Origin of the sequence: Flavobacterium aquidurense, assembly GCF_002217195.1 — a bacterium.
GTDB classification, from domain to species: Bacteria; Bacteroidota; Bacteroidia; order Flavobacteriales; family Flavobacteriaceae; genus Flavobacterium; species Flavobacterium frigidimaris.
Genome location: NZ_MUGR01000008.1, coordinates 33,540 through 57,786 on the forward strand (window position 1 = coordinate 33,540; position 24,247 = coordinate 57,786).

Here is a 24,247-nt window from a genome sequence, read left to right on the forward strand (position 1 = left end):
AGCTTACTTAATAATTTCTACTGTATTACCGTCTTGTAAGTTAATTTGACCTGTAATAACTACAGTTTCTCCGTCAGATAATCCATTGATAACTTCTACTTTATCTCCTAAAATTCTTCCAGCAGTTACTTTTCTTAATTTTGCAATACCTTTCTCCACTACAAAAATCTCATTGCTGCTCACACTTCCTACGAAAGCATTACGTGGTACAACCATCATGTTTTGTTTTTGTTGTTTAGAACCAAAGTTTGCAGTTCCGTACATACCTGCTTTAAGGTCGTTATTGATGTTGTTTGTGATTTCGATTTCAACCGGGAAGTTTAAAGACTCGTCTGCTTTTGCAGCAATAAAAGTAATTTTTCCAGAGAAATTTTTATCAGGATAAACACTTGCAGTTACATTAACATGATCTCCTACTTTTAAGCTTGCTACCTGATTTTCGTTTACAGTAACTACTAATTTTAATTTAGAAACATTTACGATATCAAACAATGCAGTTGCAGGCATCCCTGTTAGGATAGATCCCGGCTCAATGTATTTTTTATTGATGAATCCGTTTATTGGTGCTTTTACTTTAGTATCACCAACATTAATGTTTGCTTGTGTTAAACTAGACTGAGCATTTGTTAATGCTAATTTTGCCTGATCTAATTGTTGTTTAGTAACACCTCCGGTTTTAAAAGCATTTTCGTAACGGCTGTAATCTGATTTTGCATTTTGGTACACTGCCTGAGCTTGTTGTGCACTTACATTAATCACATCACCTCTCATTGTCAATAAAGTCTGACCTACTCTTACGTAATCTCCTTCTTTAGCCAAAACACTAATTACTTTTCCTGATTTTTCGGCAGAGAAAGTCAATTGTTGAATAGGCTGAAAGTTTCCGTTTGCAACAAAATCCAATGAAACTTCTTCTGTTTTTACAGGAGCTACTTTTACTGATACTGCAGCATTTTTCTCTGCTACGATATCTGTTTTTTCTTTATTCTCTTTCTTATTATTATTTAAGACATATCCAATCACACCCAGCGCTGCAATTATGATTACGATTGTTATAATAGTTTTCTTCATTTTTTTTAGTTATTTAATAAGAGTTTTAAGTTCGCCTTTTGATTTGATTAATGCTACTTCGGCAATTTTGTAATTCAATACTGCTCTGGTGTAGTTATTTTGAGCTTCAAGTTGTGCATTTTCAGCATCTAACAAATCTGTTAATGATGCTAATCCCTGAAGATAATTATTTTTTGTATTGCTTAAGATCTCACTTGCCAGCTGCATGTTTTCTTTTTGATTCTTAATCGTGATAAGGTTATTATCAATATCAGCCATTGCATTTCTGTAATCTAAATCAAGAGAAAGTTTGGTGTCTTTCATATCTTCCTGAAGTGATCTGATTTCTACATCGGCTTGTCTTACTTTAGCACGGGTTCCAAATCCTGTAAAGATTGGTACATGCAGATTTAATCCAATTGCAGAGTAATCTGACCAATACACACCATCAGAAGGTTTTGCGAACCAAGGCATTTGCGGCCCCTGACCAATATAGTTGTAACCGGCAGTCAATGAAAGTGTTGGATAATATCCTGCTTCAACCGCTTTTTTATTGTATACTAAAAGCTCTTCTTGTTTTTTCAAAAGCAAATATTCTGTTCTGTTTTCTGTATTAGGCTCTTCTGTCAATGCAGCAGGAACAACTTCGAACTCTTCTTTAGGAATCTCAATTACAGTTTCAATAGGCATTCCCATATAAAATTTCAATGCATTTTCCTGTAATGTAATTTGATTTTTAACCTGTTGACGTTCTGTATCAATATTTGACATTTTTACAACAATACGGTCTAAGTCAATTTTTTTAGCCAGACCATTGTCAAATTGCCCTTTTACAATGTCACGAACTTTAGTAGTATTTACGTAATTACTATCTAATAAAACTAATCTCTCACGCTGTACATAAACAGAATAGTAATTATTAGCGACTCTTTCGATTACCTGCTCTTCTGTTAACTGATCGTTTATCTGATAAAACTCACGAGTAGATCTCGCCGCTCTTAATCCGGTAAAAACAGACTGATCAAATATTGTCTGAGTTAATGAAACCCCGGCAGTTGATGTCCATTTTTGGCCAAATGCAGCCTGAATCGTAGTTCCCGGCTGACCAAATCCTGCACCGTCTATAACAGTTGTCTGAATGATTGGATTGTGCGTTAAGTTTCCGTTTGCAGAAATTTGAGGTAATGCTCTGGAACGTACTTCCTGAATTTTGTACTCACTATTTTCAACCTGTAATCTTGCTTTTTTTGCATCGGCTTTATTTTCAAGCGCGTATACAAGAGCATCTTTCAGGGTTAGTGTTTTGACTTGTGCGTTGGCAGACAAGCCAATTGAACACAAAAATATAAGAATTATTCGTTTCATAGATTGATGATTAAATAGTAATTTTTTTAAGTTGTTTTTCTAATTCCAGTATTCCTTTTTCAGTTGCCATAGCTCTGGTGTGGTACTCTAATGCTTCTAATTCTATTTTTTGTGCTTCTCGTTCTGAAACAGTGGTTTCATTAATATGAAAAATCAGGGTATAATAAAATTTTACATATAAGTCTGTATTCAAATCCGGTCTGTATAAACCTTCTTTGATTCCTTTTAGGATATTATCTCTAAAATAATGGTTGCACTGATCTATTTCATGTGTCATTATATTTTGATAAATTTCAGGATAATGCTTTTTCAATTGATAAAGTGGTGATGTATCTGTTGCATTTTTAAACATATCGCGAAACATTTCTCTAATTTCAAAATTCTCGTGAATCGCATTATAATTTTTAGCTACCACAGAATCAATAACTTCATGTACCTGCTTATGAACTGTCGATGTACTTTCTTCGATCAGGACTTCTTTATTACAGAAGTATTTGTAAATCGTTTTTTTAGAGATACACATTTCACCTGCAATATCATCCATCGTAACACTCTTAAAACCAAGCTTTAAAAATAATTCACTTGCTTTTGATATAATTTTCTCTTTCATTTCAACTTTCAAATTATATTGCAAATATACTTAGGAAACTAAAATCAGAAAAATAGTTTCCGTGATATTTGTAATAATTTTACATTAATTTACTCATTATCTCAGATTATATACTGAATTCTAAATTGGCAATCAGCTTAATATCTTTTCCTAAAGCTAAACCTCCGTTATGATTGAACGAATTATAATCTAGTCCAAAATCCTGACGTTTGATATCACCTTTGATCTCGAAAGCTACTTTTTTCTCGCCATTGTAGGTATTAACGCCAATAAACTCAGCATCAAGTTCTACTACTCTGGTCACATCTTTTATTGTTAAATCTCCTTTGAAGAAATTGATATTGTTGTTTATTTTTTGAAAAGAAGTCGATTTAAAACTGATAATCGGATGTTCATCCACATCAAAGAAATCCTGAAGTTGTAAATACGTATCTATTTGTTGAAAACTATCTTTTTTATTATTGATGTCTAATGAAAACTCAACCGAAGCATCTTCAATTTCGTTATTTTCAATATTCACATAACCACCAAATTTATTAGTAGTTCCTCCCATATAGGCAATTATCGAATGTCTCATTTTAATTAAAACATCTGATTGGCTAGAATCTAAGGTCCATGTTGTTTTCATAAATATTTGATTTTACTGAGTTTATAAATTACCCAAAACCTATTACGGAAACTTTTACAGTGTTTCGAGTTTCCAATTAAAAGTGCAAATATAAAAAGGAAACTCTAAACACCAAGAAAGTTTCCAAGTTTTTTTATAAATAATTTTAATCTGCTGATAATTAATAGATTTTAAGCGATTTTTAAGGAGAAACCAGCATTTAAAATTTTAAGAAAGAAATAATTCATAATGAATCGTATCTTTGAGGCTCGCAATTCAGATTATATTTTATGCACGATATTAGCCAATACCAGGATTTTTTCATCCAATATTTAAAAACCCAAAGCATCAATAAAGAGCCTAAAAACCTCTACGAACCAATTGAATACATTTTAAGTCTTGGCGGAAAACGTATGCGTCCCGTACTGACTTTAATGACGTCAGAAGTTTTTGATACTGATTATACAGCAGCACTTCCTGCAGCAATGGCTGTAGAAGTTTTTCATAATTTCTCCCTTGTTCACGATGATATTATGGATGATGCTCCTTTGCGAAGAGGACAGGAAACAGTGCATGAAAAATGGGATTTGAATACCGGAATTCTTTCCGGAGACGCGATGCTAATTCTGGCTTATCAGTATTTTGAACAATACGAACCAGCCGTTTTTAGGGATTTAGCAAAATTATTCAGCAAAACAGCTCTTGAAGTTTGCGAAGGACAGCAATGGGATGTTGTTTTTGAAAAAAGAAACGATGTTACGATTCCGGAATATCTTAAAATGATCGAATATAAAACAGCCGTTTTAGTTGCTGCTGCTATGAAAATGGGAGCCATTGTAGCCAAAACTACTGAGAAAGAAGCTGATTTAATTTACGATTTCGGATTGAATTTAGGATTGGCTTTCCAGCTTCAGGATGATTATCTGGATGCGTTTGGAGATCCTGAAACTTTCGGAAAACAAGTTGGCGGTGATATTATAGTAAACAAAAAAACCTATTTATACCTGAAAGCACGTGAGTTTTCATCAGCTGAAAAGGCTCTAGCACTAGAAAAATTATTCAGTTTACAACTAGATGATAATACGGAGAAAATAACTACTGCAAAAACTATTTTTAATGAATCGGGTGCTTCAAAAGCAACACAAGATGCTATAGAAATGTATACTTTTAAAGCTTTTGAAACTTTAGAAAAAATGGATATCAACGCTGAAAAGAAAAATATTCTAAGGACTTTTGGAGAGAATTTAATGGGGAGAAAGGTTTAATTTTTTTTGCCACAGATTAAATGATTTTAATGATTTTTTTCGCCACTAATTACATACAATAAACCCGACAGGTTTTAAAAAAACCTGTCGGGTTTGTTTTTCTAAGAACTATCGAAAATGGTTTCGACTCCGCTCAGCCTGACATCACGAGTGTCATCCTGAACGGAGTCGAAGGCTCGTTTATTCAAAAATTTCATCCGGATCAACTAAATCGGATAATTTTTGTTTTAAATCCTCTTTCAAAATTGTCAATCCGTATTGGTAAGAAGCATTCATCCAGCCAAAACCTTCTTCGGTTATATAATCGAATTCAGTTCCTACGTTTCCGTATTCTGCCAGAATTTTGTGTGAACTTATCGATAAATCAAACTTCTCCGGAATCGTTCCGTTATAATCAACCGCATTTCTGGTAATCAGCCAAAGCCAGCGATAAACCATTTCCTGGGCTTCATCGTTAAAATTATAATTGAGTAAACCTTCCCACAAAAGCATTTGATGCGGTGCCCAGCCAAACGGATAATCCCACTGTCGAATTGGTGCATTTTCGTCTACACCGGCAATTGATGCTTTGGTACATCCTGCAATTCCGCCTTTCATTTTAAACCTTGGCAATGTCTTTTTTACTAAAATTTCTGCTTGTTCAGGCGTGCTTATTTTTGCCCAAAGCGGATAAAATGTCGGAGCAGCCTCAAAAAAATGCTGTTCTTCCTTTACAAAATTATAATCTAAATAACAGCCGTTTTCCGCATTCCAGCACAGTTTGTTGATCTTTTCTTTTCTTGAAGATGCTTTCGAAAGCCAATATTCACTAGAGAAAGATTTGTCTTCAAAATATTGAAATTCGTTTTTAAAGTATTTTTCAATCAGAAACGCAATATCAGTTTCATATTTATAAAGCAGACTATTGATTGCCACCGTATTTAAATTGGCACAAACACCCACTAATCTATTTGTTGTATCGTGGCCGCTTTCGCGCATACTGCGATCGTGAATAAAGTACTTATCAAGTTCTTCGTCAACTACTTCTCTTTCGAGGTATTTCTTTTCGAATTCGCGTGTTGACAAATTGTATTTGGGCGCATATTGCTCCAGAATATCATCAAAATGCCCTTCTTCTACTTCAAACGGAAGTCCGATTCCTTCTGCTTTATAGCGATTTAATCCATTTGCTGTAAGTCGTTTACCTTCTTCCATCCAAACGGTTTGGTATTCTTTTATAGCGGTTTTCAAATGTCTTTCGATCCAGAAAATATCCGGATTCGATTTTTCTAAAACATCCATTATTAATGATGTATAAAGTGGCGGCTGCGTACGGGTCAAATAATAACTACGGTTGGCGTTTAGTATTTTTCCGTAATGATCAATTTGATATTTAAAGTTCTCTGCAATGCCTAAAGCAAGGTCGATTTTGTCATCAATCAAAAGTCCTTTGGCAATAAAATAACTGTCCCAGCCGTACATTTCATTAAATCTTCCCCCCGGAACTACAAACGGAACTCCCGAGATTTCATTGTTTTTTATTTGAAGTGCCAAAGCCAAAATTCCCGGTTTTTTATTCAGCGATAAAACATATTCGGACGAAATGTTTTTAGGCATTTGAACCACTTTCAACTTTGGAGTGACAGCTTCTAATTTCTTGAAATAATCAAAAACAATTTCGTCGCCAAAAGGCACATACAAATACGCCAGTTCATTTTCGATCTTATTGTCTTCCAGAATTTTTTTTACACCATCGGCATCAATTGTTCGGGTAAGACCTTTCCAATACAGGTTTTTTATTTTTCCCGAAATTCTTTTTACCGGATCTTCGGTGATTTGATTCAGGTCAATGTCGGCAAATTCGGTATTGCTTTTTTTAGCCAAAGCAAGTTCCTGTAACAAATTCGAAAGCTGATAAGTTCCTTCAATCAATGCAGAATTTCCGTTTTCATCATGCAGTAAAAACTTTTTTGGACCATTATCATCGATCGTTATTTTTTTATCGCCATCAGTATCTTCCTGAGCCAATAATTTTTCAATGGTTTGGGTTATATGTAATTTAAATTTCATCTTTTGCAGTTATTTTTTTGAGAATAAAAAAGGATATTAATAATAAAGACATTGGAATTAAAGTAAAGTAAAATGCATTTTCCGGCCCTTCATTTTTAAACAGCCAGCCCGTTATTCTGGAACCTAATGTGCCGCCAAGAGCAGAGAAAATCACAATTAATCCGGTCATGGAGCTTTGTAAATTTTTAGGCAAAGCACTCAGTACAATCGAATTTAATAAAGGATAAATAGGTGCAATAAATAGTCCGATCAAAGGAAATGCAAAACCTATTAAAGGAATATCAGAAAGTGCATTGATCCTTTTTACTTCTAAACCCACTGTTTTTGGAAGTACAAAAATCACAATCAGCATAGCTGAAAAAATACAGAAACTTAAAACCCAGATCCAGTTTACTTTTTTAGTTACAATACCAGCAATCAACCTTCCAATTGCTAATGAAATGGCCAAAATACTCGCCATCATAATACTGATATTCTCCGGTAAATGAAGCACTTTTGTATTAAAAGTTGGCAGCCACGAAAGAATCCCCTGTTCGATCATGACAAACAAAAAGACACTAATAACAAAAATAACTGTTAGTAATTTTGCCATTAACCGGAACATTTGCAGAAAATCATCTTTGAGGTTTGCTCCTGCCGAAACTTCGGGTTCTTCGAATTTTACAAAAAATAAAAACAAAAATGACAAGAACGATAATGCGGCCAGAAACCAATACACATTCAACCATGAATCAGGATCTTCTTCGTGATTGAAAGCCGGAAATAAAAAATAAGCCAATGCAATTCCCACCATAAAAAAACCTTCGATACTGCTCATTAAAGCGTTGTGTTCTTTTTTGGTTTCGGTAACAGTTCCTATCAGCGAATAAACCGAAACTTTGATCAGCGCAAATGAAACCCCAACAGTTGCAAAAAGAATTTTAGCATTATCAAAAGAGTTTCCAAAATACATCGAAATACAAGCCAAAGTCACCAACGCCAAACCTATCAACATCGATTTTCGATACCCTATTCTGGGTAAAAAAGAGGCTATAAAAAAGGATACAATAGCAATGGGCATGTCTTTGAAAGCTTCTAAAATACTCGCCTGAACTTCATCTACTCCATAATTTTTCTGCGATTTTAAAATCACAATGCCTACACTATTCAATAAAATAGCGAAGACAAAATAATTGAGGTAAAGTGAGATTTTAATTCCTATGTTTTTCATTTTTTGTTGATGTAATTTTTGTTTCCCATTGTTTGGGGTTACGTTGCGACGACGCATTGCTGTGTATCTCTACAATAACTGTATATATATTATTTTAACCTGTTAGTCGTAATGCTAAAAATTTAATTAAACACATAGAAACATAGATTTTTTATGTGTATAAAAAAAGTAAATCAAAAAGAAACTCGTTTCTCACATAGCTATGTGTATTAATGCAAGTGAAACGCTTTTTTTTCATTTCAATAATTCTATGTTTCTATGTGTTAAAATAATTACACCCAACAGGCTAAATCTAGAAATTAATCGCTACCGAAAATCTAAACGCACGTCCCAAAATAGGTCTTGCCATAAACACATCGCTTGCTGCAGAGGTTGTTTGTCTTGGATCTCCTTCTGTTAAACCAATTTCGTTGAATAAGTTCGAAGCATCAACTGCAAAACGAAGATTATTGTAACGGTAATTCAAACCTGCTCCTACTTCTTTATAAGCCGGCAGAACTTGTTTATTATCCTGGTTTGTAAATTTCTTGTCATAATAAGAGAACTGAACATAAGCCGTAAGATCTTTTGTAATATCTACTTCCGGTCTTAGGTTACAGAAAAACTTAGGGATTCTTCGTGCTGTATTTCCATTAAAATTAAAAGCAGAACCGTCAGCATTTGTACCTGTAAAATTATCGTATTCCGGTTTTTGAACGGTAAATGTAAAATTCAGTTTTACAATACTATATCTTGCATTCGTTTCTACTTCAAGACCAATATTGTTGACATCGGCAAATTTATTCTCAGAACTTCCGTCAGATAAAATATCCGTAAAAGCAACATTCTTTAAATTCATGTGAAATAAATTCGCATTTACAGAGAAGAATGAACTGGCATATTTATATCCTAATTCGATCTGATTTACTTCAGTATTCTGAAGTTTGCTTAAATCAGCGGCGTTGTCATAAAATGATTCTTCGATAGGCGATCTGAAACCATGGCTATAACGGGCATAAGAAGCCATTTTATCATTAAATTTATAATTTCCTGCCGCAGTATACGACCATTCGCTCACGTCATATCTCCAATATGTATACGGATTTCCTTTTACTGTTGTTACTGCATCATCAGCCGTATTATTGTCTAAAATCCCTAAGTTTTCAGCACCAAATCTGGCGTTATCTCTGTAGCCCGAATATTTATCTTTGTTGTATCTTAAACCAGCATTGAAAGTCAGATTATCTGTAGCTTTAATTTCTGCGTCAGCATAAATATCATTCAAAACACCTTTCGTTTGGGCGTCTCTTTCTAACCAGGTGATTCTTTCTACACCGTTCCAGGTATGATCAACTCCGGTAGTATTGTCTTTTACATTTAATAATCTCGGATCGTCTGAAACACCCACTAAATAAGAATTCCAGTTCCAGTATTGACTTGATTTCCAGTTCGAATAATAGTAACCGGCAGTTAATTTTACAGGATCTAAATCAAAATTGAAAGAGAAATTATTTGCAAAATTGTTCATCTTTTTCTCGATATGCCAAAGATCAGCTCTCATAATCAGAGCATTTGGGTCCAGCGTTTGTCCGTTATCTACATAAGAATACGTCAGATTACTTGCTGTTGTATTTTGAACGCTTGTGGCGTAAGCATCTTGTGTCCATGGACCACCATTGGGAAAAATAGCATTGTAATCCAAATCGATATTGGTATTTTTGAAAGCATTTTTGAAAGTCACTTTCTCAGATATTTTCTTTTTGAATTCAGCTCCAATGGAGTTGATAACCGGATGAGAACCATTTTCTAAATCAGCACTAAACGTCCCTCCTCCATATTGAGGCACATTCAAACGGCTTAAATTTACTGAAGTCAACGTTCCGTAATTTGGATTAAAACCAGGGATTCCTTCAATTTTTCCGTTGTTGCTTTTTAGCGGAATTGGCAAATAAAACGCATTTCTGTCATCAAGGTGTTTGAAGTTAATTCTCAAATAATCGTCATCATCAAATTTATACGTTATGTTCCCTTTTATCTGACCCCCTTTATTGGCTGTGAAACCAGTATTTCTAACGCCATTATCCGCTCTATAAAAACCTCCAACATTAAAAAATAATTTATCCTGAATTAGAGCGCCTGATAAATTAAGATCTGTTCTGAACATTCCGTAATCTGAAGTCGTAAATTTTGCTCTTCCCATAAATTCATTCTGACCTGTTTTCGAAATAAAATTGATAATTCCACCCGGAGCATTGTTAGCAAATATTGAGGCAGAACCTCCGCGAACGGCTTCCATTTTGCTTACGGTTTCATCTAATCTGTAAAAAGTATCGGCGTTGGCAAATTGCAAAGCTCCATCTTCAAAAACCGGTAATCCGTCTTCCTGAATTTGTACATATTCATACGCTCCCGCAGATGGGATTCCTCTTGCGAAAAGGTTATTTCCTATTTCTCCTCCTGATGCTTCAACTACAAATCCCGGAATGGTCTGCAGTAATGCCGCTGTACTTGATGGCGCTCTGTCTTCGATTGCCTTTGCTCCCATTGTCGTAATCGCAACACTAGACTCCAATTTAGATCTTGGCGTTGATGATCCTGTGACCACAACTTCTTTAAGACTTTGTGATTCTCCTTCAAGCAGTAAATTTACTTCGAGAGATTCTCCTTCTTTTATGGCAATTTTTTTCTCGAAGGTTTTATATCCCACATTGGTTGCGATAATGGTATACGTTCCTGCTTCGACATTCGAGAACGAATATCCTCCATTTTCATCTGTAATCGTATTTTTCCCTGTTTCCTTAATCGACACATTTGCTCCGGGAATGGTTACTCCGCTGTCGTCGAGTACTTTTCCGGAAACCGTATTTTGATTTTGGGCAAACCCTTTATTTGGTAAAAAAAACAGGCAGAACATTAAAAATAATGTACCTAAATACTGGTGTAGCTTTTTCATTTTCTTGTTTGGTTAGTTAGTAATTATGGTTATCACTGTCAAACTTAACTACAAATCATAAAGGAATTTACGAATTAAAAATCGAAAACGTTTTCGAAAAGACCTAAAACGTTTTCGAAACTTAAAAACTTATCAATACAGTTTATTTTTAGTACTTTTATTTCATGAATGACACAAAATTAATAGATATAGCCTCGGCATTAGGAATTTCGGTTACTACGGTTTCAAAAGCCTTAAAAGGATATACCGATATTAGTAAAGCTACGCGCGCCAGAGTGATCGAAATGGCAGAAACCATGAACTACATGCCAAATTCTGTTGCGGTAAATCTTAGAACCAATGAAACTAAGACAATCGGCGTCATTATTCCCGCTACCGTTCACCACTTTTTTTCGAGTGTCTTAAACGGCATCCTCGAAGAAGCAGAAAAAAGAGGATATCTGGTCATTATATTACAATCAAACGAAAAGTACGAACTCGAGAAAAAGCAGCTCGCTTTATTAATTCAGAAACGAGTTGACGGGGTTTTAATGTCGCTCTCTAACGAAACAGACGATTTTACGCATATTAATGAAGCCATTCGCAAAAACACACCTGTTGTTTTATTTGATAAGATTGCAAAAAGAGTCGATTGCTCCAAAGTAGTTATTAATGATGCAAAAGCCGCTTTTGATGCCGTTTCTTACCTTATTAATAAAGGATACAAAAAAATCGCCCATTTTAGAGGATCGTATGTTCCGCAAAACTCGATCGATCGATTTTTAGGCTATAAAAGAGCGCTTGAAGCGCATGGAATCGAGTATGATTCGAAATTGGTTTACGTTTGCGATAACAATACTGATTTTGAAGACGGCTACGAAAATGCTCAAAAAATAATGACCGAAAATCCGGATATCGATGCCATTTTTGCCATTACTGATTTGGTTGCTATCGGGATTATCAAATACTTTAATGAAGCCGGAATAAAAACGCCGGAACAAGTGGCCGTTTTTGGCTTTAGTAATTGGTTTATGAGTACGGTTATTTCACCAAAATTAACTACAATTGATCAACCCGGATTTGAAATGGGACATCAGGCGGTTTCACTTTTAATTGATGAAATTGTCGATATAAAAGAACATCGTCCGGTAACGCATCAAATTATTGAACTTCCTACAAGAATCATTGAAAGAGAATCAACCGTTAAATGATTTTTTAATTCTAACTTTGCCCCAATCTTAAAAAGCATCAATGTTTCCGATTCCTGAAAATACCGATTTTTTATTGGCTGATGCCGAAAAAGAAAACTTATATCTGAGCCTTATTGAGCAAATTAATAAAGACTTTAATTTAGCCAATGAAGGAATTGATTTCCCGATGAGCATTTCTCCCGAAGAATTAAAAATTCAGCTTCACGAAAAAATCTACCGCATGATTCAGTACAAATTTGCTGAATACCTGAATCTCCTTTATATCATTGATGTATCTGAAGAAGAAATTAAAAAACTGGATGGCTCTGATTTGGTGATCCTGGCGGAACAGGTTTCTTTTTTGATTTTAAAAAGAGAGTGGCAAAAAGTTTGGTTTCGAAATTATTACAAGTAGAGATTCTAAATTTCTAAATTTTATTTTTAAGCCTTTGTTGGTATTTCATATAGTTTAATAAAGAGTTCCAAAGATTTATTGAAGTTTAATATTTTATCTAAAATTGGCTGTAAGGATTCCGGAGCATCTTCAATAAAATAGTCAATATGAAATTTTAATGTTTCCCCTATCTGGAAACGGTCAAGTACTTTTGGCGGAAGTGCAAAAGATCTTAATTGAAGTAATTCGCCACTTCTTGCCTGATCACGAAAAAACCAGGACAGAAATTCTAACGAGACTAAACTCTCAGAAGATTTATCTAATGTGAATTCGAATTGTAACATCACTTCATCTTTCAGTCCACCATCAGTTCTTAATAAAGTGGCAAGCGGTAGATGAGAAAGTGATACATCACCCAAATCAGAACCTTTTATCCCTTCTAAATTATCAATTCCACTGCTAACATTTTCTATTCCTTTTAAACTTCCTATTGTTTTCTGAAATAAATCGATCTCTTTTGGATATTCTCCCATTCTAAGTTTTACTATTTGGTCTTACAATATTTTTTAATCTGTCTAATTCAGACCAAAGTCCGAAACCGCTGGTATCTAATTTACTTCCAGTAATTTGAAAACGACCGCATTTAAAACAAATCTTTGCTATACCAACTGTTTTTTCTTTCTTTTTAAAAATAAAAATATCACGATACTCTGCAGCACAAGAAGCATAAGCGTCTGGTGACGAATCTTTTTCGCTAAAAACATTTTGAATGTCTTTTTGCTGTTTAATAGTTAAGTCTGATTTTTTATAATTATGCTTTAATAGAATCTTCTCGAAATTTTCTTTTGGAATAGTATCCGGAAAATGATGCACAAATAAAGTTATGAATTCTGTTTCTTTTTCAGTATTAATATCTTTCCTAATAAGTTTCGAAAAATCATGATCAGAAAAATTCAAATAATAATGATCTATTTTATCCGAATCGAAAAAAGGTTTTAATTCTTTCTTTACAACCTTTTTGCCTGCTACTTCTACTTTATTAGAATTTTTACAACTCGAAATTATAATAACAATAAGTACAAAAATATATTTTCTCACTTTTTTTGGATTTAAAACTTAATGTCTTCAATTTGAAATATTAAATTTTGACAATATCTGTTCCTAGTTTTTTATTTTGAACTATTTTATTAACCAAGTCTCGAAATGTTTCAATATCTCCAGTAGTAATAGTACTTTCATATTTCCAGTTTGGAAATATTCTGTCTAACAAATGATCTAAACATCTTTCTCTTTCTACTTTTACATCGAATTTATCGAAAACTTTCACCCCTGTTAATGTTACTTCTTCTAATAGAGGAGAAAAATTATCATTAATAGCCAAAAAATCTTCGATTCTTGTTGACGGCTTTAAACTTACAACATCTACACCTTTAATTTTTAAATTTCGCTTTAAGGTTTGAAAAACAGAGAATGTTAAACATTCTGAACCCAAAATTTTGATTGGTTTGACAATTTCTTTTTCAGCTACAGTTGATAAAAAATCACAAAGATCACCTAAAGTTTTTTTATCATCCGGATTGAAGATTGTATCCCATATTTTTATTGGCACATCAATTCTAAATTCTTGATTTAAAAATTTAGATAATTCCTTCCAAGGTAATAAATCCTGAACTTCACGCCATTCGCGTATTAATGTATACTTTGTTAAAACAAAAGTTCCATCAACCATAAAATCAAATTGGCCTGAAAGTCTATGCTGTTCTTTGAATATTTCTAAAAGCTCATTAGAAGTATAACAGATCTTATCATTCATAACTTATATTTTCTTTTATCCATTCGAAACCTTAGAAACTTAGCATCTCAGAACCTTAGCAACTCTAAAAGTAAACTCTCACAAAAGGCATAAACCCGGACCCGTAAAGACTTCTATCGGGATCATACAAAACATCATAACGCGCACCAATCGTGACACTTCCGGTTCTGTAACCTACACCAAGATACAAGGCAGTATTCCAATAATTATCAGAATAACTTGGTCTGTAGGGCGTTGAATTATAATCGGTATTGACACGAACTTGTTCTAACTCAGCTGACAATTGAATTTCCGGAATCGGATTTACAAGTCCCACCAGACTTCCTCCATACACAAAAGAGTTGTAATAACTTTTCGAAGATAAGTAACCAAATTGCAGACCAACACCAACCGCTACAATTTCGTTTACATTATAAATGGCACTTGGCATTACAGAAATATCCGTATATCCGGATCCAATTCCTACACCAAGTCCGCCTCCAAATTGCACTTTCTCCCAAAAATGATTACTATTGCCGATAATGTATTTTTGCTGCGAAATTGCAGAAGTTGAAAACAAGACTGCCAAAATCACAAAAAAAGGTTTGAAAACGATTGAAATTTGATTATAATTCATAGTTGAGTCTATTTTTAACAAATTTTTACGTAAAAGTACGTAAAAAAAAGATTTAAATAAATGCGATTGTTGTACTTTTGCCTTTCTATTTAACAAAAAGTATATTCACTCATATTATGGATAGGTTTTCATTTTTAAATGCAGCGCATACAGAGTTTTTCGCACAATTATATGATCAGTATTTAGTAAATCCAGATAGCGTTGAGCCAAGCTGGAGAAGTTTTTTTCAAGGTTTCGACTTTGGACAGACGACTTATAATGACGAAAATCCAGTTCAACGAATCGTTGAGTATGTAACTAGCGACAATCAAGATTGTAGTCTTGTTTCTGACAAACTACAAAAAGAATTCAATGTACTAAAGTTAATCGATGCCTACCGTACTCGCGGACATTTGTTTACAAAAACAAATCCGGTTCGTGATCGCAGAACATCTTCGCCAACATTAGACATCGAAAATTTCGGATTAACAACTGCTGATCTTTCCAGTGTTTTTGATGCTGGTCAGGCTATCGGAGTGGGGCCATCTACTTTGCAGGATATCGTAACACGTCTTAAATCTATTTACTGCCAGCATATTGGTATTGAATATATGTATATCAGAAATCCTGGCGTTGTACAGTGGATTCAGGATAAACTGGCTGTAAATGTAAATCAGCCTAATTTCTCTTCTGAAGAAAAGAAAACGATCCTAAACAAATTAAACCAGGCGGTTTCTTTCGAGAACTTCTTACATACTAAATATGTTGGTCAAAAAAGATTTTCACTAGAAGGTGGAGAATCTATCATTCCGGCTTTAGATGCTTTGATCGAACAAGCTGCTGAAAAAGGTGTTGAACAATTCGTAATGGGAATGGCTCACCGTGGTCGTCTGAACGTTTTGGCTAACATCTTCGGAAAATCTACTCAGGATATTTTTGGTGAGTTTGACGGTAAAGATTACGATCAGGAATATTTTGATGGTGATGTAAAATACCATTTAGGTCTTACTGCCGACAAAAAAACAAGAACAGGAAAAAATATTAATATCAATTTAGCACCAAACCCTTCTCACTTAGAAACGGTTGGAGCTGTAATTGAAGGAATCACAAGAGCAAAACAAGATAAATATTTTCCAAACGATTTCTCAAAAGTATTGCCAATTGCCGTTCACGGAGATGCTGCAATCGCAGGTCAGGGAATTTTATACGAAATCATTCAAATGGCATTGCTTGACGGTTACAAAACCGGAGGAACAATTCATATCGTAATCAACAATCAGGTTGGTTTTACTACTAACTATTTAGATGCACGTTCGTCTACTTACTGTACAGATGTTGCCAAAGTAACGCTTTCACCAGTATTACACGTAAATGCTGATGATGCAGAGGCTGTTGTACACGCAGTATCTTTTGCATTAGATTACAGAATGCAATTTGGCCGTGACGTATTTATTGACTTATTAGGATATAGAAAATACGGTCATAACGAAGGTGATGAGCCTCGTTTTACACAACCTGTATTATATAAAATCATCGCAAAACATAAAAATCCAAGAGATATTTATGCTGAAAAATTATTGTCAGACGGCGTAATCGATGCTTCTTATGTAAACGCTTTAGAAAAAGAATACAAATCTACTATGGAGGAGAATTTACAAGCTTCCCGTAAAAAAGATTTGACGATTATAACGCCATTCATGAAAAACGAATGGGATGGATTTGTTCAGGTAACAGATACGCAGATGCTTGAAAAAGTTGACACTACTTTTGACAAAAAAGGACTAGATTCTATCATCGGTACAATTTCAACATTACCAGCGGACAAGAAATTCATTAGTAAAATAACTAAAATCGTTACGGACAGAAAAACCGGATACGACAATAATACTATCGATTGGGGAACTGCAGAAGCCTTGGCTTACGGTTCACTTTTGACTGAAGGATTCGATATTCGTATTTCAGGTCAGGACGTAGAGCGTGGTACATTCTCTCACCGTCACGCTGTTGTAAAAGTAGAAGATTCTGAAGAAGAAGTAATCCTGCTGGATAGCATCGAAAACAAAAAAGGAAAATTCGGCGTATTCAATTCACTTTTATCTGAATATGGTGTACTTGGTTTTGATTATGGATATGCATTAGCGAATCCAAACGCTTTGACAATTTGGGAAGCTCAATTTGGAGATTTCTCTAACGGAGCCCAAATCATGATTGACCAGTACATTTCATGTGGTGAAGATAAATGGAACAACCAAAACGGTATTGTTTTATTATTGCCTCACGGATATGAAGGACAAGGTGCAGAACACTCTTCTGCAAGAATGGAGCGTTACTTACAACTTTGTGCAAGACAAAATATGTATGTGGCAGACTGTACAACTCCTGCCAACTTCTTCCACTTGTTGAGAAGACAGATGAAAACAAATTTCCGTAAACCTTTGGTCGTTTTCTCTCCAAAAAGTTTATTGCGTGATCCAAGATGTGTTTCTACAGCAGAAGAATTAGCTACAGGAAGTTTCCAGGAAACAATTGATGACAATACAGTAGATAAAAAAGCAGTAAAAACCTTGGTTTTTGTTACCGGTAAATTCTACTATGACATCGTTGCCGAAAGAGAAAACAACGGAAGAAATGACGTTGCAGTGGCTCGTATTGAGCAATTATTCCCTTTCCCGGTTGCACAACTTAAAGAAATCATCGCACAATATCCAAATGCTGATGATTATGTTTGGGCTCAGGAAGAACCTAAAAACATGGGAGCTTACAGCTTTATGTTAATGAACTTTGATCTTGTAAAATGGAGATTAGCTTCACTAAAAGCTTACGCAGCACCGGCATCAGGAAGTTATACCCGTGCAAAACGCCGTCATGCAGATGCAATTAGAATGGTATTCGATAAAGATTTATTCAGATAAAAAATTAGTTTAACGTTTAAGACTTAAAGTACGACCAAACACTTTAATCTTTAAACAATACAAACCTTAAACAAAAACAAAGATGATTTTAGAAATGAAAGTCCCATCACCAGGGGAATCAATAAAAGAAGTTGAAATTGCAACTTGGTTAGTAAAAGACGGAGATTATGTAGAAAAAGATCAAGCTATTGCTGAAGTTGATTCAGACAAAGCGACTCTTGAATTACCGGCAGAAGCAAGCGGAATCATTACGCTAAAAGCAGAAGAAGGTGATGCAGTAGCTGTGGGAGCTGTAGTTTGTTTAATCGATACAGGTGCAGCAAAACCTGCAGGAGATGCTCCGGCGGCCGAAGCTCCAAAAGCGGAAGTAAAAGCAGAAGCGCCTAAGGCAGAAGCAAAAGCGGAAGCTCCAAAAGCAGCACCAGCACCAGCAGCAACTTATGCTACAGGAACTCCATCTCCGGCAGCAAGAAAAATATTAGACGAAAAAAACATAGCACCGGCAACTGTTTCAGGAACTGGTAAAGGCGGAAGAATTACTAAAGATGATGCTGTAAACGCAGTGCCTTCTATGGGAACTCCAACTGGAGGAAACCGTGGATCTGAGCGTACAAAATTATCAATGTTACGTCGTAAAGTAGCAGAGCGATTAGTAGCTGCTAAAAACGAAACAGCAATGTTAACGACTTTCAACGAAGTTAACATGACGCCAATCAACTTAATTCGTAACGAATACAAAGATGCTTTCAAAGCAAAACATGGTGGTCTTGGTTTAGGATACATGTCTTTCTTTACAAAAGCAGTTACAAGAGCTTTAGAATTATATCCGGACGTAAACTCTATGATGGATGGTGATTATAAAGTAGCTTACGATTTTGCTGATATCTCTATCGCAGTTTCAGGGCCAAAAGGTTTAATGGTTCCTGTGGTTCGTAATGCTGAAAACTTAAGTTTCCGCGGAATTGAAGCTGAAATCAAAAGATTAGCATTGAGAGCCCGTGATGGTCAGATTACTGTTGACGATATGACTGGCGGAACTTTTACAATTACTAATGGTGGCGTTTTTGGAAGTATGTTAAGTACTCCAATCATCAACCCTCCACAATCAGGAATTTTAGGAATGCACAACATTATCGAGCGTCCAATTGCTGTAAACGGTAAAGTTGAGATTCACCCAATGATGTATGTAGCACTTTCTTATGACCACAGAATCATCGACGGACGTGAGTCTGTTGGTTTTTTAGTAGCTGTAAAAGAAGCTTTAGAAAATCCTTTGGAATTATTAATGAATGGCGATGCTAAACGTGCTTTAGAGTTGTAATTTTAAGTAATTTCGGTAATAATATAAAAACCTGTTCATTTATCTGAACAGGTTTTTTTATATAAAATTTAATTAAGATTTGCTTAAGATGTTAATTTTTTAAACAAACGTAAATTTTACCCTTTAAAAAATATTTTATTTAGAATAAATAAGAATAGCTTGTGTAGTTGATAATCAACAACTAAATTTGCGCTATTAAAATCAATTCTAAATAAAATGAAGAATAAATTCATAATTTCTTTTTTGAGCTTTTGTTTTTTTCTATTAGCAGGCACAACAATTTCAGCACAGGAAAAAGCAACCTTAAAAGGTAAAATATCTTTAAACGATAACGAATCTCCTGAGGGAATTTCCCTTGCTCTGAAAGGAACAAGATTTGGAACAGTTACTGACCAGGATGGTAATTATAGAATAAAAAACATCAAGCCGGGAACTTACACTTTAAAAATTTCTGCAGTTGGATATAATACTACTGAAAGAAAAATTACATTTAAAGAAGGTGACGAACTTACTGAAAACTTCAACCTGACTTCAAACTCAGAAGAACTAACGGAAGTTGTGGTAAACAGCAGAAAAAATCATTTTGCCCGTAAAGAAAATCAGCAAGTATCAAGATTGCCACTTAAAAATCTTGAAAATCCACAAGTTTATACCACTATCACAGGCGAAGTATTAAAAGAACAAGTAGTAACTAATTTTGATGATGCTTTAAAAAATGCTTCCGGTATTACACAACTTTGGGCCGCTACAGGTCGTGGCGGAGATGGTGCAGGATATTATTCTCTTAGAGGTTTTGCCGTACAGCCAACAATGGTTAACGGTTTACCGGGTTTGACAAACGGAAGTTTAGATCCAGCAAACATTGACAGAATCGAAATCATAAAAGGACCATCAGGGACTTTATTTGGAAGCAGTTTAATTTCGTACGGAGGATTAATAAATACTACCACAAAAAGACCTTACAAAGGATTTGGAGGAGAAGTAAATTACACTGGCGGAAGTTATGGTTTGAATCGTGTTACTGTAGATCTGAACACAGCATTAAATGATAAAAAAACTATAAACTTCAGAATTAATTCAGCATACAACAAACAAGAAAGCTTTCAGGATGCTGGTTTTAGAGAATCCTTTTTTATTGCTCCATCATTATCTTACGAAGTAAACGACAGATTATCATTTTTGGTAAACACGGAGTTTATGAGCAACGAAACAACAAATCCTACTATGTTGTTTTTAGACCGAAGCAACCCTTTAAGAGTTCACAATATCTCTGAATTAAAATACGACAACAAACGTTCTTACACTAGTAATGAACTTACCCTAAAAACACCTTCGTATAACATACAGGCACAAATGAATTATAAACTTTCTGACCAATGGAAATCGCAAACCGTTTTCTCTTCAAGTTCAGCAAAGTCCACAGGAAACTACGCTTATTTATATGAAGAAACAAGCGAATCCAAATATGACGACATAAAAAGCGGAATTGTTTTGGGAAGATCTTTTACCTATCAGGATAGTAAAAACATCACTACTGACATCCAGCAAAATTTTATTGGTGATTTCAAAATCGGAGATTTAAGAAACAGAATTGTAGTTGGTTTTGATTATTTCAACAGAACAGCAACAGATCATGGTTCTGGATATTTTACTAACGGAATTGTATACATTGGCGACGATTTACAAACTTTCAACTCTAAATTTGGTCCGTCAAATGGCGGTGACACAGGAATCCTGACAAAAGCAGAATCTGATGTTATTGTAGGCAACAGCCCAAGAAACAACAACAAAACGAAACAAGAAGTTTACAGCGCTTATTTTTCAGATGTATTCAACTTCACACCTGCCTTATCAGCAATGGTAAGCTTACGTGCTGATCGTTTCATTAATAGTGGTGATATTTCAACAGATACCGATAACTATAATCAAACCGCATTTTCTCCAAAATTTGGTTTAGTTTACCAACCTATTTTAGATAAAGTATCGCTTTTTGCCAACTACATGAATGGTTTTGCAAACGTTGCCCCTGGTGAAGATGTTAATGGCACGACAAGAACGCCAAGAACTTTTAATCCTGAACACGCTAACCAATTTGAGGCAGGTACTAAACTGAATCTTCTAAAAGATAAAGTGTATACTACTTTTAGTTATTACGATATCAAAGTAACAGATCAGGTCTATAGTATAAGAACTTCAGCAACTCAAATAACAAATTACCAAAATGGTGGTCAGCACAATAAAGGTTTTGAAGCCGAAATCGTAGCCAATCCAGTTGCTGGGTTAAATATTATGCTGGGGTACAGTTACAATGACGCAAAATTAACTGCCGGCGATCCTGATTTCGTAGGTTTCAGACCTGAGAGTTCCGGACCTCAAAATTTAGCCAACCTTTGGGCAAGCTACAAATTTACTCAAGGTTCATTAAGAGGATTTGGTTTAGGATTTGGAGGAAATTATGTTGGAGATAACAAAATCATGAACAGAGCAACAGCAGGAACATTCACAATTCCGGAATATGTAGCCTTGAATTCATCTTTGTTTTATAGTGCCGAAAAGTTTTCAATCAATCTAAAAGTAAACAATATTACGAACGAAGAAATTTATGATGGCTGGTCAACCATTCATCCAAAAGATCCTCGAACTTTTGCCGCAAGTTTTACTTATAAGTTCTAACATAAAGACAAAACACCTTTCTCTTACAGCAGAAAGGTGTTTTTTAAATTCTATGAAATTATGATAACAATAGCAAGCCTTATCGTTTTTTTAGCTTTTTACACGCTTTACTATACCTCAAAAAGAGCCACATTATCTTATGATCTGGGTTTTGAGAAATGGATGAAAAGCAATCCTAAACCAACCAAATATATGGGCTTGGGGCTTCTTTTATTAGCATATTCACTTTGGCTCTTTACTCAGTCTTTGTGTTGCGGGACTTTAATGTTTTTTATCCAGCTTATGACTGTAGGAAGTTTGATTATTATTTTAGCACCATTAAAGAAAATTAGCCGATTTGCTATTATTGCTCTTTTCGTGATTGTGGCTTTAATAGAATTTTATTACAACTAACTTATTTCTAACCAAAATATGCCAGCAAATCCTAAATATCTAACCCAATCTATATGGCAGCGAATTGCCAAAATTACAGCTGCCATACTTGGCGGCTATTTTGTTTCAGTCAGTTTTCATTTGGCTTTAGCAGCCTGGTTCAACCGTGCTAATATCTTAATGACCATGGCTTTTAGCGGATTCATTCTTTGGGTGGCGCTTATGGTAATTGCTTTTTTAGCAAAAAGCGGATGGAAAATCTGGGGTATATATCTACTTCTTACTTTAGTTTTTTCTCTTTTTATTTATCTGGGTCAAACCTGCAATCCGATAGCAAAATAACTTATGAATAACCGTAATTATAATATCTACTTTCATACGCATACCGTTAGCGGAATTGTTATCAGTGTGGTACTTTTTGTGATTTTTTTTGCTGGATCTTTTTCTTTTTTCAGGGATGATATCAACAACTGGGAAAGAAATGAATCTACTGCTATTACCAAAGAAATTCAGCTGGACTACGATAAGGCCTTAAAAAAACTAGACAAGGAATACGTTCTGCACGGAAGAAATATTACCATTTCTAAACCAAGCAACGAAAGAAGAGTTGCCGTTTATATGGAAGGCACGAAAGATACTTTGGCTCCGGCCAAACAAAAAGAAGGAAGCTTTTTCTATCTCGACACCAAAACCTTTAAAACATTCACTTATGAACAATCTTATTCGCTAGGTGAATTTTTATACCGTTTGCATTTCTTAGCTCAAATTCCTTATCCTGTTGGTTATTACCTATCAGGGTTTGTCGCTTTATTTTTCTTATTTGCAATCGTAACCGGTGTTTTATTGCACTGGAAAAAAATTGTTTCTAATTTTTACATTTTCCGTCCAAAGGAAAAATTAAAAACATTATGGACAGATGCACATACAGCATTAGGAATGATTGGCCTGCCGTTTCAGTTTGTATATGCTGTAACCGGAGCATTTTTTATGATCAAGCTTTTAATAGTTGCACCTGCCGTGATGACTTTGTACAAAGGCGATCAGGATAAACTGTACAAAGAATTAGAATACACTGATCCGGATTATAAATTTGATAATAAAAAACTGGCTGTTCCTTTTAACATTGATCAATTAGTCGCAAAAGCAAAAAGCAACTGGAAAGATTTTGAAATTACTCGTGTTTTTATTCAGAATTATGGCGATGCCAATATGCATGTTTTGGTTGAAGGTGAAATGCTGAGCAGTAAAAAATTCACAGGAATAGGAAAAGTAGTTTACCGAATTGCCGACGGAAAAGAAATTGCAAAGAAAAACCCTGTCACACAAAACAACTATTTAGATGTTGTGAAAAATGTTTTATACAAAATTCATTTTGGTGATTATGGCGGTTATGCTTTAAGAATCATAAGTTTCGTTTTAGGAATCATAACTTGTTTTGTCATCATTTCCGGAGTTATGATTTGGTTAGTTGCCAGACAAAAAAACAATTTACCAGAGAAAAAAAGACGTTTCAATGCTGCGGTAGTTCGCATCTATCTGGCAATTTGCCTGAGCATGTACCCTATTACAGCCTTAGCATTTATTGGCTCAAAAATATTTTATCCTTTAAGTCAATCGAACTTATTCAGCCTTTATTTTGGAGGATGGCTATTGTTAACCCTATTTTTTATCCTTAAAAAGAATGATGCGTTTACAAATAGATTCTGTCTAATTTCAGGAAGTATTTTAGGATTTCTAATTCCAATTACAAACGGAATCGTATCCGGAAACTGGTTTTGGAATTCGTTTATGCAAAATCACATTCAGGTTTTCTTTATAGATGTTTTCTGGATTATTTTGGCATCCCTAACACTATACATTTCATTTACTTTGAAGTCAAAAAAAGCCGTTTCCTAAAAATTAGCTTAAAT

General features: G+C 34.7%; 20 protein-coding genes. 9 read left to right on the forward strand and 11 right to left on the reverse strand.

From position 1 onward, the window contains the following. Positions 1 to 3 precede the first annotated feature (3 nt). The 4 genes from B0A67_RS05270 to B0A67_RS05285 form a co-directional block, all read right to left on the reverse strand. Positions 4 to 1,071 (reverse strand): efflux RND transporter periplasmic adaptor subunit, encoded by a 1,068-nt coding sequence (locus B0A67_RS05270; protein ID WP_072955370.1) that lies wholly within the window; start codon positions 1,069 to 1,071, stop codon positions 4 to 6. A 9-nt stretch (positions 1,072 to 1,080) separates the two neighbouring features. Beyond that, entirely contained in the window at positions 1,081 to 2,415 is a 1,335-nt protein-coding gene (locus B0A67_RS05275) for a TolC family protein (RefSeq protein WP_072955372.1), read from the reverse strand. Positions 2,416 to 2,425: 10 nt separating this feature from the next. Continuing rightward, entirely contained in the window at positions 2,426 to 3,025 is a 600-nt protein-coding gene (locus tag B0A67_RS05280; RefSeq protein WP_072955373.1) for a TetR/AcrR family transcriptional regulator, read from the reverse strand. Positions 3,026 to 3,131: 106 nt separating this feature from the next. Further along, positions 3,132 to 3,653, reverse strand: coding sequence for a YceI family protein (locus B0A67_RS05285; protein ID WP_072955375.1), 522 nt, complete (start codon positions 3,651 to 3,653; stop codon positions 3,132 to 3,134). 269 nt (positions 3,654 to 3,922) lie between these two features. Between B0A67_RS05285 and B0A67_RS05290 the strand changes: the two genes are divergently transcribed. Further along, entirely contained in the window at positions 3,923 to 4,897 is a 975-nt protein-coding gene (locus B0A67_RS05290; RefSeq protein ID WP_072955378.1) for a polyprenyl synthetase family protein, read from the forward strand. A gap of 180 nt (positions 4,898 to 5,077) precedes the next feature. Here the strand turns inward: B0A67_RS05290 and B0A67_RS05295 are convergent, their stop codons facing one another. From B0A67_RS05295 to B0A67_RS05305, 3 genes are all read right to left on the reverse strand, one after another. Next, positions 5,078 to 6,946 (reverse strand): alpha,alpha-trehalase, encoded by a 1,869-nt coding sequence (locus tag B0A67_RS05295; RefSeq protein ID WP_072955381.1) that lies wholly within the window; start codon positions 6,944 to 6,946, stop codon positions 5,078 to 5,080. After that, positions 6,936 to 8,156 carry an MFS transporter gene (locus B0A67_RS05300; RefSeq protein WP_072955610.1) on the reverse strand — a complete coding sequence of 407 codons (1,221 nt, stop codon included), beginning with the start codon at positions 8,154 to 8,156 and terminating at the stop codon, positions 6,936 to 6,938. Before B0A67_RS05300 ends, B0A67_RS05295 begins: the two co-directional genes overlap by 11 nt. Positions 8,157 to 8,448: 292 nt before the next feature. Beyond that, complete coding sequence (locus B0A67_RS05305; protein ID WP_072955384.1) at positions 8,449 to 11,088, reverse strand: TonB-dependent receptor; 2,640 nt, start codon at positions 11,086 to 11,088, stop codon at positions 8,449 to 8,451. Positions 11,089 to 11,252: 164 nt separating this feature from the next. Here B0A67_RS05305 and B0A67_RS05310 point away from each other — a divergent pair, with 164 nt between their 5' ends. Further along, a complete protein-coding gene (locus tag B0A67_RS05310; protein ID WP_072955388.1) occupies positions 11,253 to 12,278 on the forward strand; it encodes a LacI family DNA-binding transcriptional regulator in 1,026 nt (341 codons plus the stop codon). 40 nt (positions 12,279 to 12,318) lie between these two features. Further along, entirely contained in the window at positions 12,319 to 12,672 is a 354-nt protein-coding gene (locus B0A67_RS05315) for a hypothetical protein (RefSeq protein ID WP_072955390.1), read from the forward strand. Positions 12,673 to 12,698: 26 nt separating this feature from the next. Here the strand turns inward: B0A67_RS05315 and B0A67_RS05320 are convergent, their stop codons facing one another. The 4 genes from B0A67_RS05320 to B0A67_RS05335 all read right to left on the reverse strand — a co-directional run bounded on the left by B0A67_RS05320 (position 12,699) and on the right by B0A67_RS05335 (position 15,080). Continuing rightward, a complete protein-coding gene (locus B0A67_RS05320) occupies positions 12,699 to 13,184 on the reverse strand; it encodes a hypothetical protein (RefSeq protein WP_072955403.1) in 486 nt (161 codons plus the stop codon). 1 nt (position 13,185) lies between these two features. Then, on the reverse strand, positions 13,186 to 13,749 hold the full coding sequence (locus B0A67_RS05325) for a hypothetical protein (RefSeq protein ID WP_072955407.1): 564 nt from the start codon (positions 13,747 to 13,749) through the stop codon (positions 13,186 to 13,188). Positions 13,750 to 13,789: 40 nt separating this feature from the next. Next, entirely contained in the window at positions 13,790 to 14,464 is a 675-nt protein-coding gene (locus B0A67_RS05330) for a hypothetical protein (RefSeq protein WP_072955409.1), read from the reverse strand. 64 nt (positions 14,465 to 14,528) lie between these two features. Then, positions 14,529 to 15,080, reverse strand: coding sequence for a hypothetical protein (locus tag B0A67_RS05335; protein WP_072955411.1), 552 nt, complete (start codon positions 15,078 to 15,080; stop codon positions 14,529 to 14,531). A 116-nt stretch (positions 15,081 to 15,196) separates the two neighbouring features. Between B0A67_RS05335 and B0A67_RS05340 the strand changes: the two genes are divergently transcribed. From B0A67_RS05340 to B0A67_RS05365, 6 genes are all read left to right on the forward strand, one after another. Further along, positions 15,197 to 17,971: a 2-oxoglutarate dehydrogenase E1 component gene (locus B0A67_RS05340; RefSeq protein WP_072955413.1), complete on the forward strand. Its 2,775-nt coding sequence runs from the start codon at positions 15,197 to 15,199 to the stop codon at positions 17,969 to 17,971. Between the two features lie 82 nt (positions 17,972 to 18,053). Beyond that, a complete protein-coding gene (gene odhB, locus B0A67_RS05345) occupies positions 18,054 to 19,292 on the forward strand; it encodes a 2-oxoglutarate dehydrogenase complex dihydrolipoyllysine-residue succinyltransferase (RefSeq protein ID WP_072955415.1) in 1,239 nt (412 codons plus the stop codon). Between the two features lie 216 nt (positions 19,293 to 19,508). Continuing rightward, the gene (locus tag B0A67_RS05350) at positions 19,509 to 21,965 is read left to right on the forward strand and encodes a TonB-dependent receptor (RefSeq protein ID WP_072955417.1); all 2,457 of its coding nucleotides are present in this window, start codon (positions 19,509 to 19,511) and stop codon (positions 21,963 to 21,965) included. Between the two features lie 60 nt (positions 21,966 to 22,025). Further along, entirely contained in the window at positions 22,026 to 22,358 is a 333-nt protein-coding gene (locus B0A67_RS05355; RefSeq protein ID WP_072955419.1) for a hypothetical protein, read from the forward strand. Between the two features lie 18 nt (positions 22,359 to 22,376). Beyond that, entirely contained in the window at positions 22,377 to 22,679 is a 303-nt protein-coding gene (locus B0A67_RS05360; RefSeq protein ID WP_072955421.1) for a hypothetical protein, read from the forward strand. Positions 22,680 to 22,682: 3 nt separating this feature from the next. Beyond that, positions 22,683 to 24,233 (forward strand): PepSY-associated TM helix domain-containing protein, encoded by a 1,551-nt coding sequence (locus B0A67_RS05365; protein ID WP_072955423.1) that lies wholly within the window; start codon positions 22,683 to 22,685, stop codon positions 24,231 to 24,233. The last annotated feature ends 14 nt before the right edge of the window (positions 24,234 to 24,247 follow it).

What these genes read in the sequence shown, in the direction of transcription:
- B0A67_RS05270 (WP_072955370.1), bottom strand. Translation starts at nt 1,071, where the DNA reads ATGAAGAAAACTATTATAACAATCGTAATCATAATTGCAGCGCTGGGT.
- B0A67_RS05275 (WP_072955372.1), bottom strand. Translation starts at nt 2,415, where the DNA reads ATGAAACGAATAATTCTTATATTTTTGTGTTCAATTGGCTTGTCTGCC.
- B0A67_RS05280 (WP_072955373.1), bottom strand. Translation starts at nt 3,025, where the DNA reads ATGAAAGAGAAAATTATATCAAAAGCAAGTGAATTATTTTTAAAGCTT.
- B0A67_RS05285 (WP_072955375.1), bottom strand. Translation starts at nt 3,653, where the DNA reads ATGAAAACAACATGGACCTTAGATTCTAGCCAATCAGATGTTTTAATT.
- B0A67_RS05290 (WP_072955378.1), top strand. Translation starts at nt 3,923, where the DNA reads ATGCACGATATTAGCCAATACCAGGATTTTTTCATCCAATATTTAAAA.
- B0A67_RS05295 (WP_072955381.1), bottom strand. Translation starts at nt 6,946, where the DNA reads ATGAAATTTAAATTACATATAACCCAAACCATTGAAAAATTATTGGCT.
- B0A67_RS05300 (WP_072955610.1), bottom strand. Translation starts at nt 8,156, where the DNA reads ATGAAAAACATAGGAATTAAAATCTCACTTTACCTCAATTATTTTGTC.
- B0A67_RS05305 (WP_072955384.1), bottom strand. Translation starts at nt 11,088, where the DNA reads ATGAAAAAGCTACACCAGTATTTAGGTACATTATTTTTAATGTTCTGC.
- B0A67_RS05310 (WP_072955388.1), top strand. Translation starts at nt 11,253, where the DNA reads ATGAATGACACAAAATTAATAGATATAGCCTCGGCATTAGGAATTTCG.
- B0A67_RS05315 (WP_072955390.1), top strand. Translation starts at nt 12,319, where the DNA reads ATGTTTCCGATTCCTGAAAATACCGATTTTTTATTGGCTGATGCCGAA.
- B0A67_RS05320 (WP_072955403.1), bottom strand. Translation starts at nt 13,184, where the DNA reads ATGGGAGAATATCCAAAAGAGATCGATTTATTTCAGAAAACAATAGGA.
- B0A67_RS05330 (WP_072955409.1), bottom strand. Translation starts at nt 14,464, where the DNA reads ATGAATGATAAGATCTGTTATACTTCTAATGAGCTTTTAGAAATATTC.
- B0A67_RS05335 (WP_072955411.1), bottom strand. Translation starts at nt 15,080, where the DNA reads ATGAATTATAATCAAATTTCAATCGTTTTCAAACCTTTTTTTGTGATT.
- B0A67_RS05340 (WP_072955413.1), top strand. Translation starts at nt 15,197, where the DNA reads ATGGATAGGTTTTCATTTTTAAATGCAGCGCATACAGAGTTTTTCGCA.
- odhB (WP_072955415.1), top strand. Translation starts at nt 18,054, where the DNA reads ATGATTTTAGAAATGAAAGTCCCATCACCAGGGGAATCAATAAAAGAA.
- B0A67_RS05350 (WP_072955417.1), top strand. Translation starts at nt 19,509, where the DNA reads ATGAAGAATAAATTCATAATTTCTTTTTTGAGCTTTTGTTTTTTTCTA.
- B0A67_RS05355 (WP_072955419.1), top strand. Translation starts at nt 22,026, where the DNA reads ATGATAACAATAGCAAGCCTTATCGTTTTTTTAGCTTTTTACACGCTT.
- B0A67_RS05360 (WP_072955421.1), top strand. Translation starts at nt 22,377, where the DNA reads ATGCCAGCAAATCCTAAATATCTAACCCAATCTATATGGCAGCGAATT.
- B0A67_RS05365 (WP_072955423.1), top strand. Translation starts at nt 22,683, where the DNA reads ATGAATAACCGTAATTATAATATCTACTTTCATACGCATACCGTTAGC.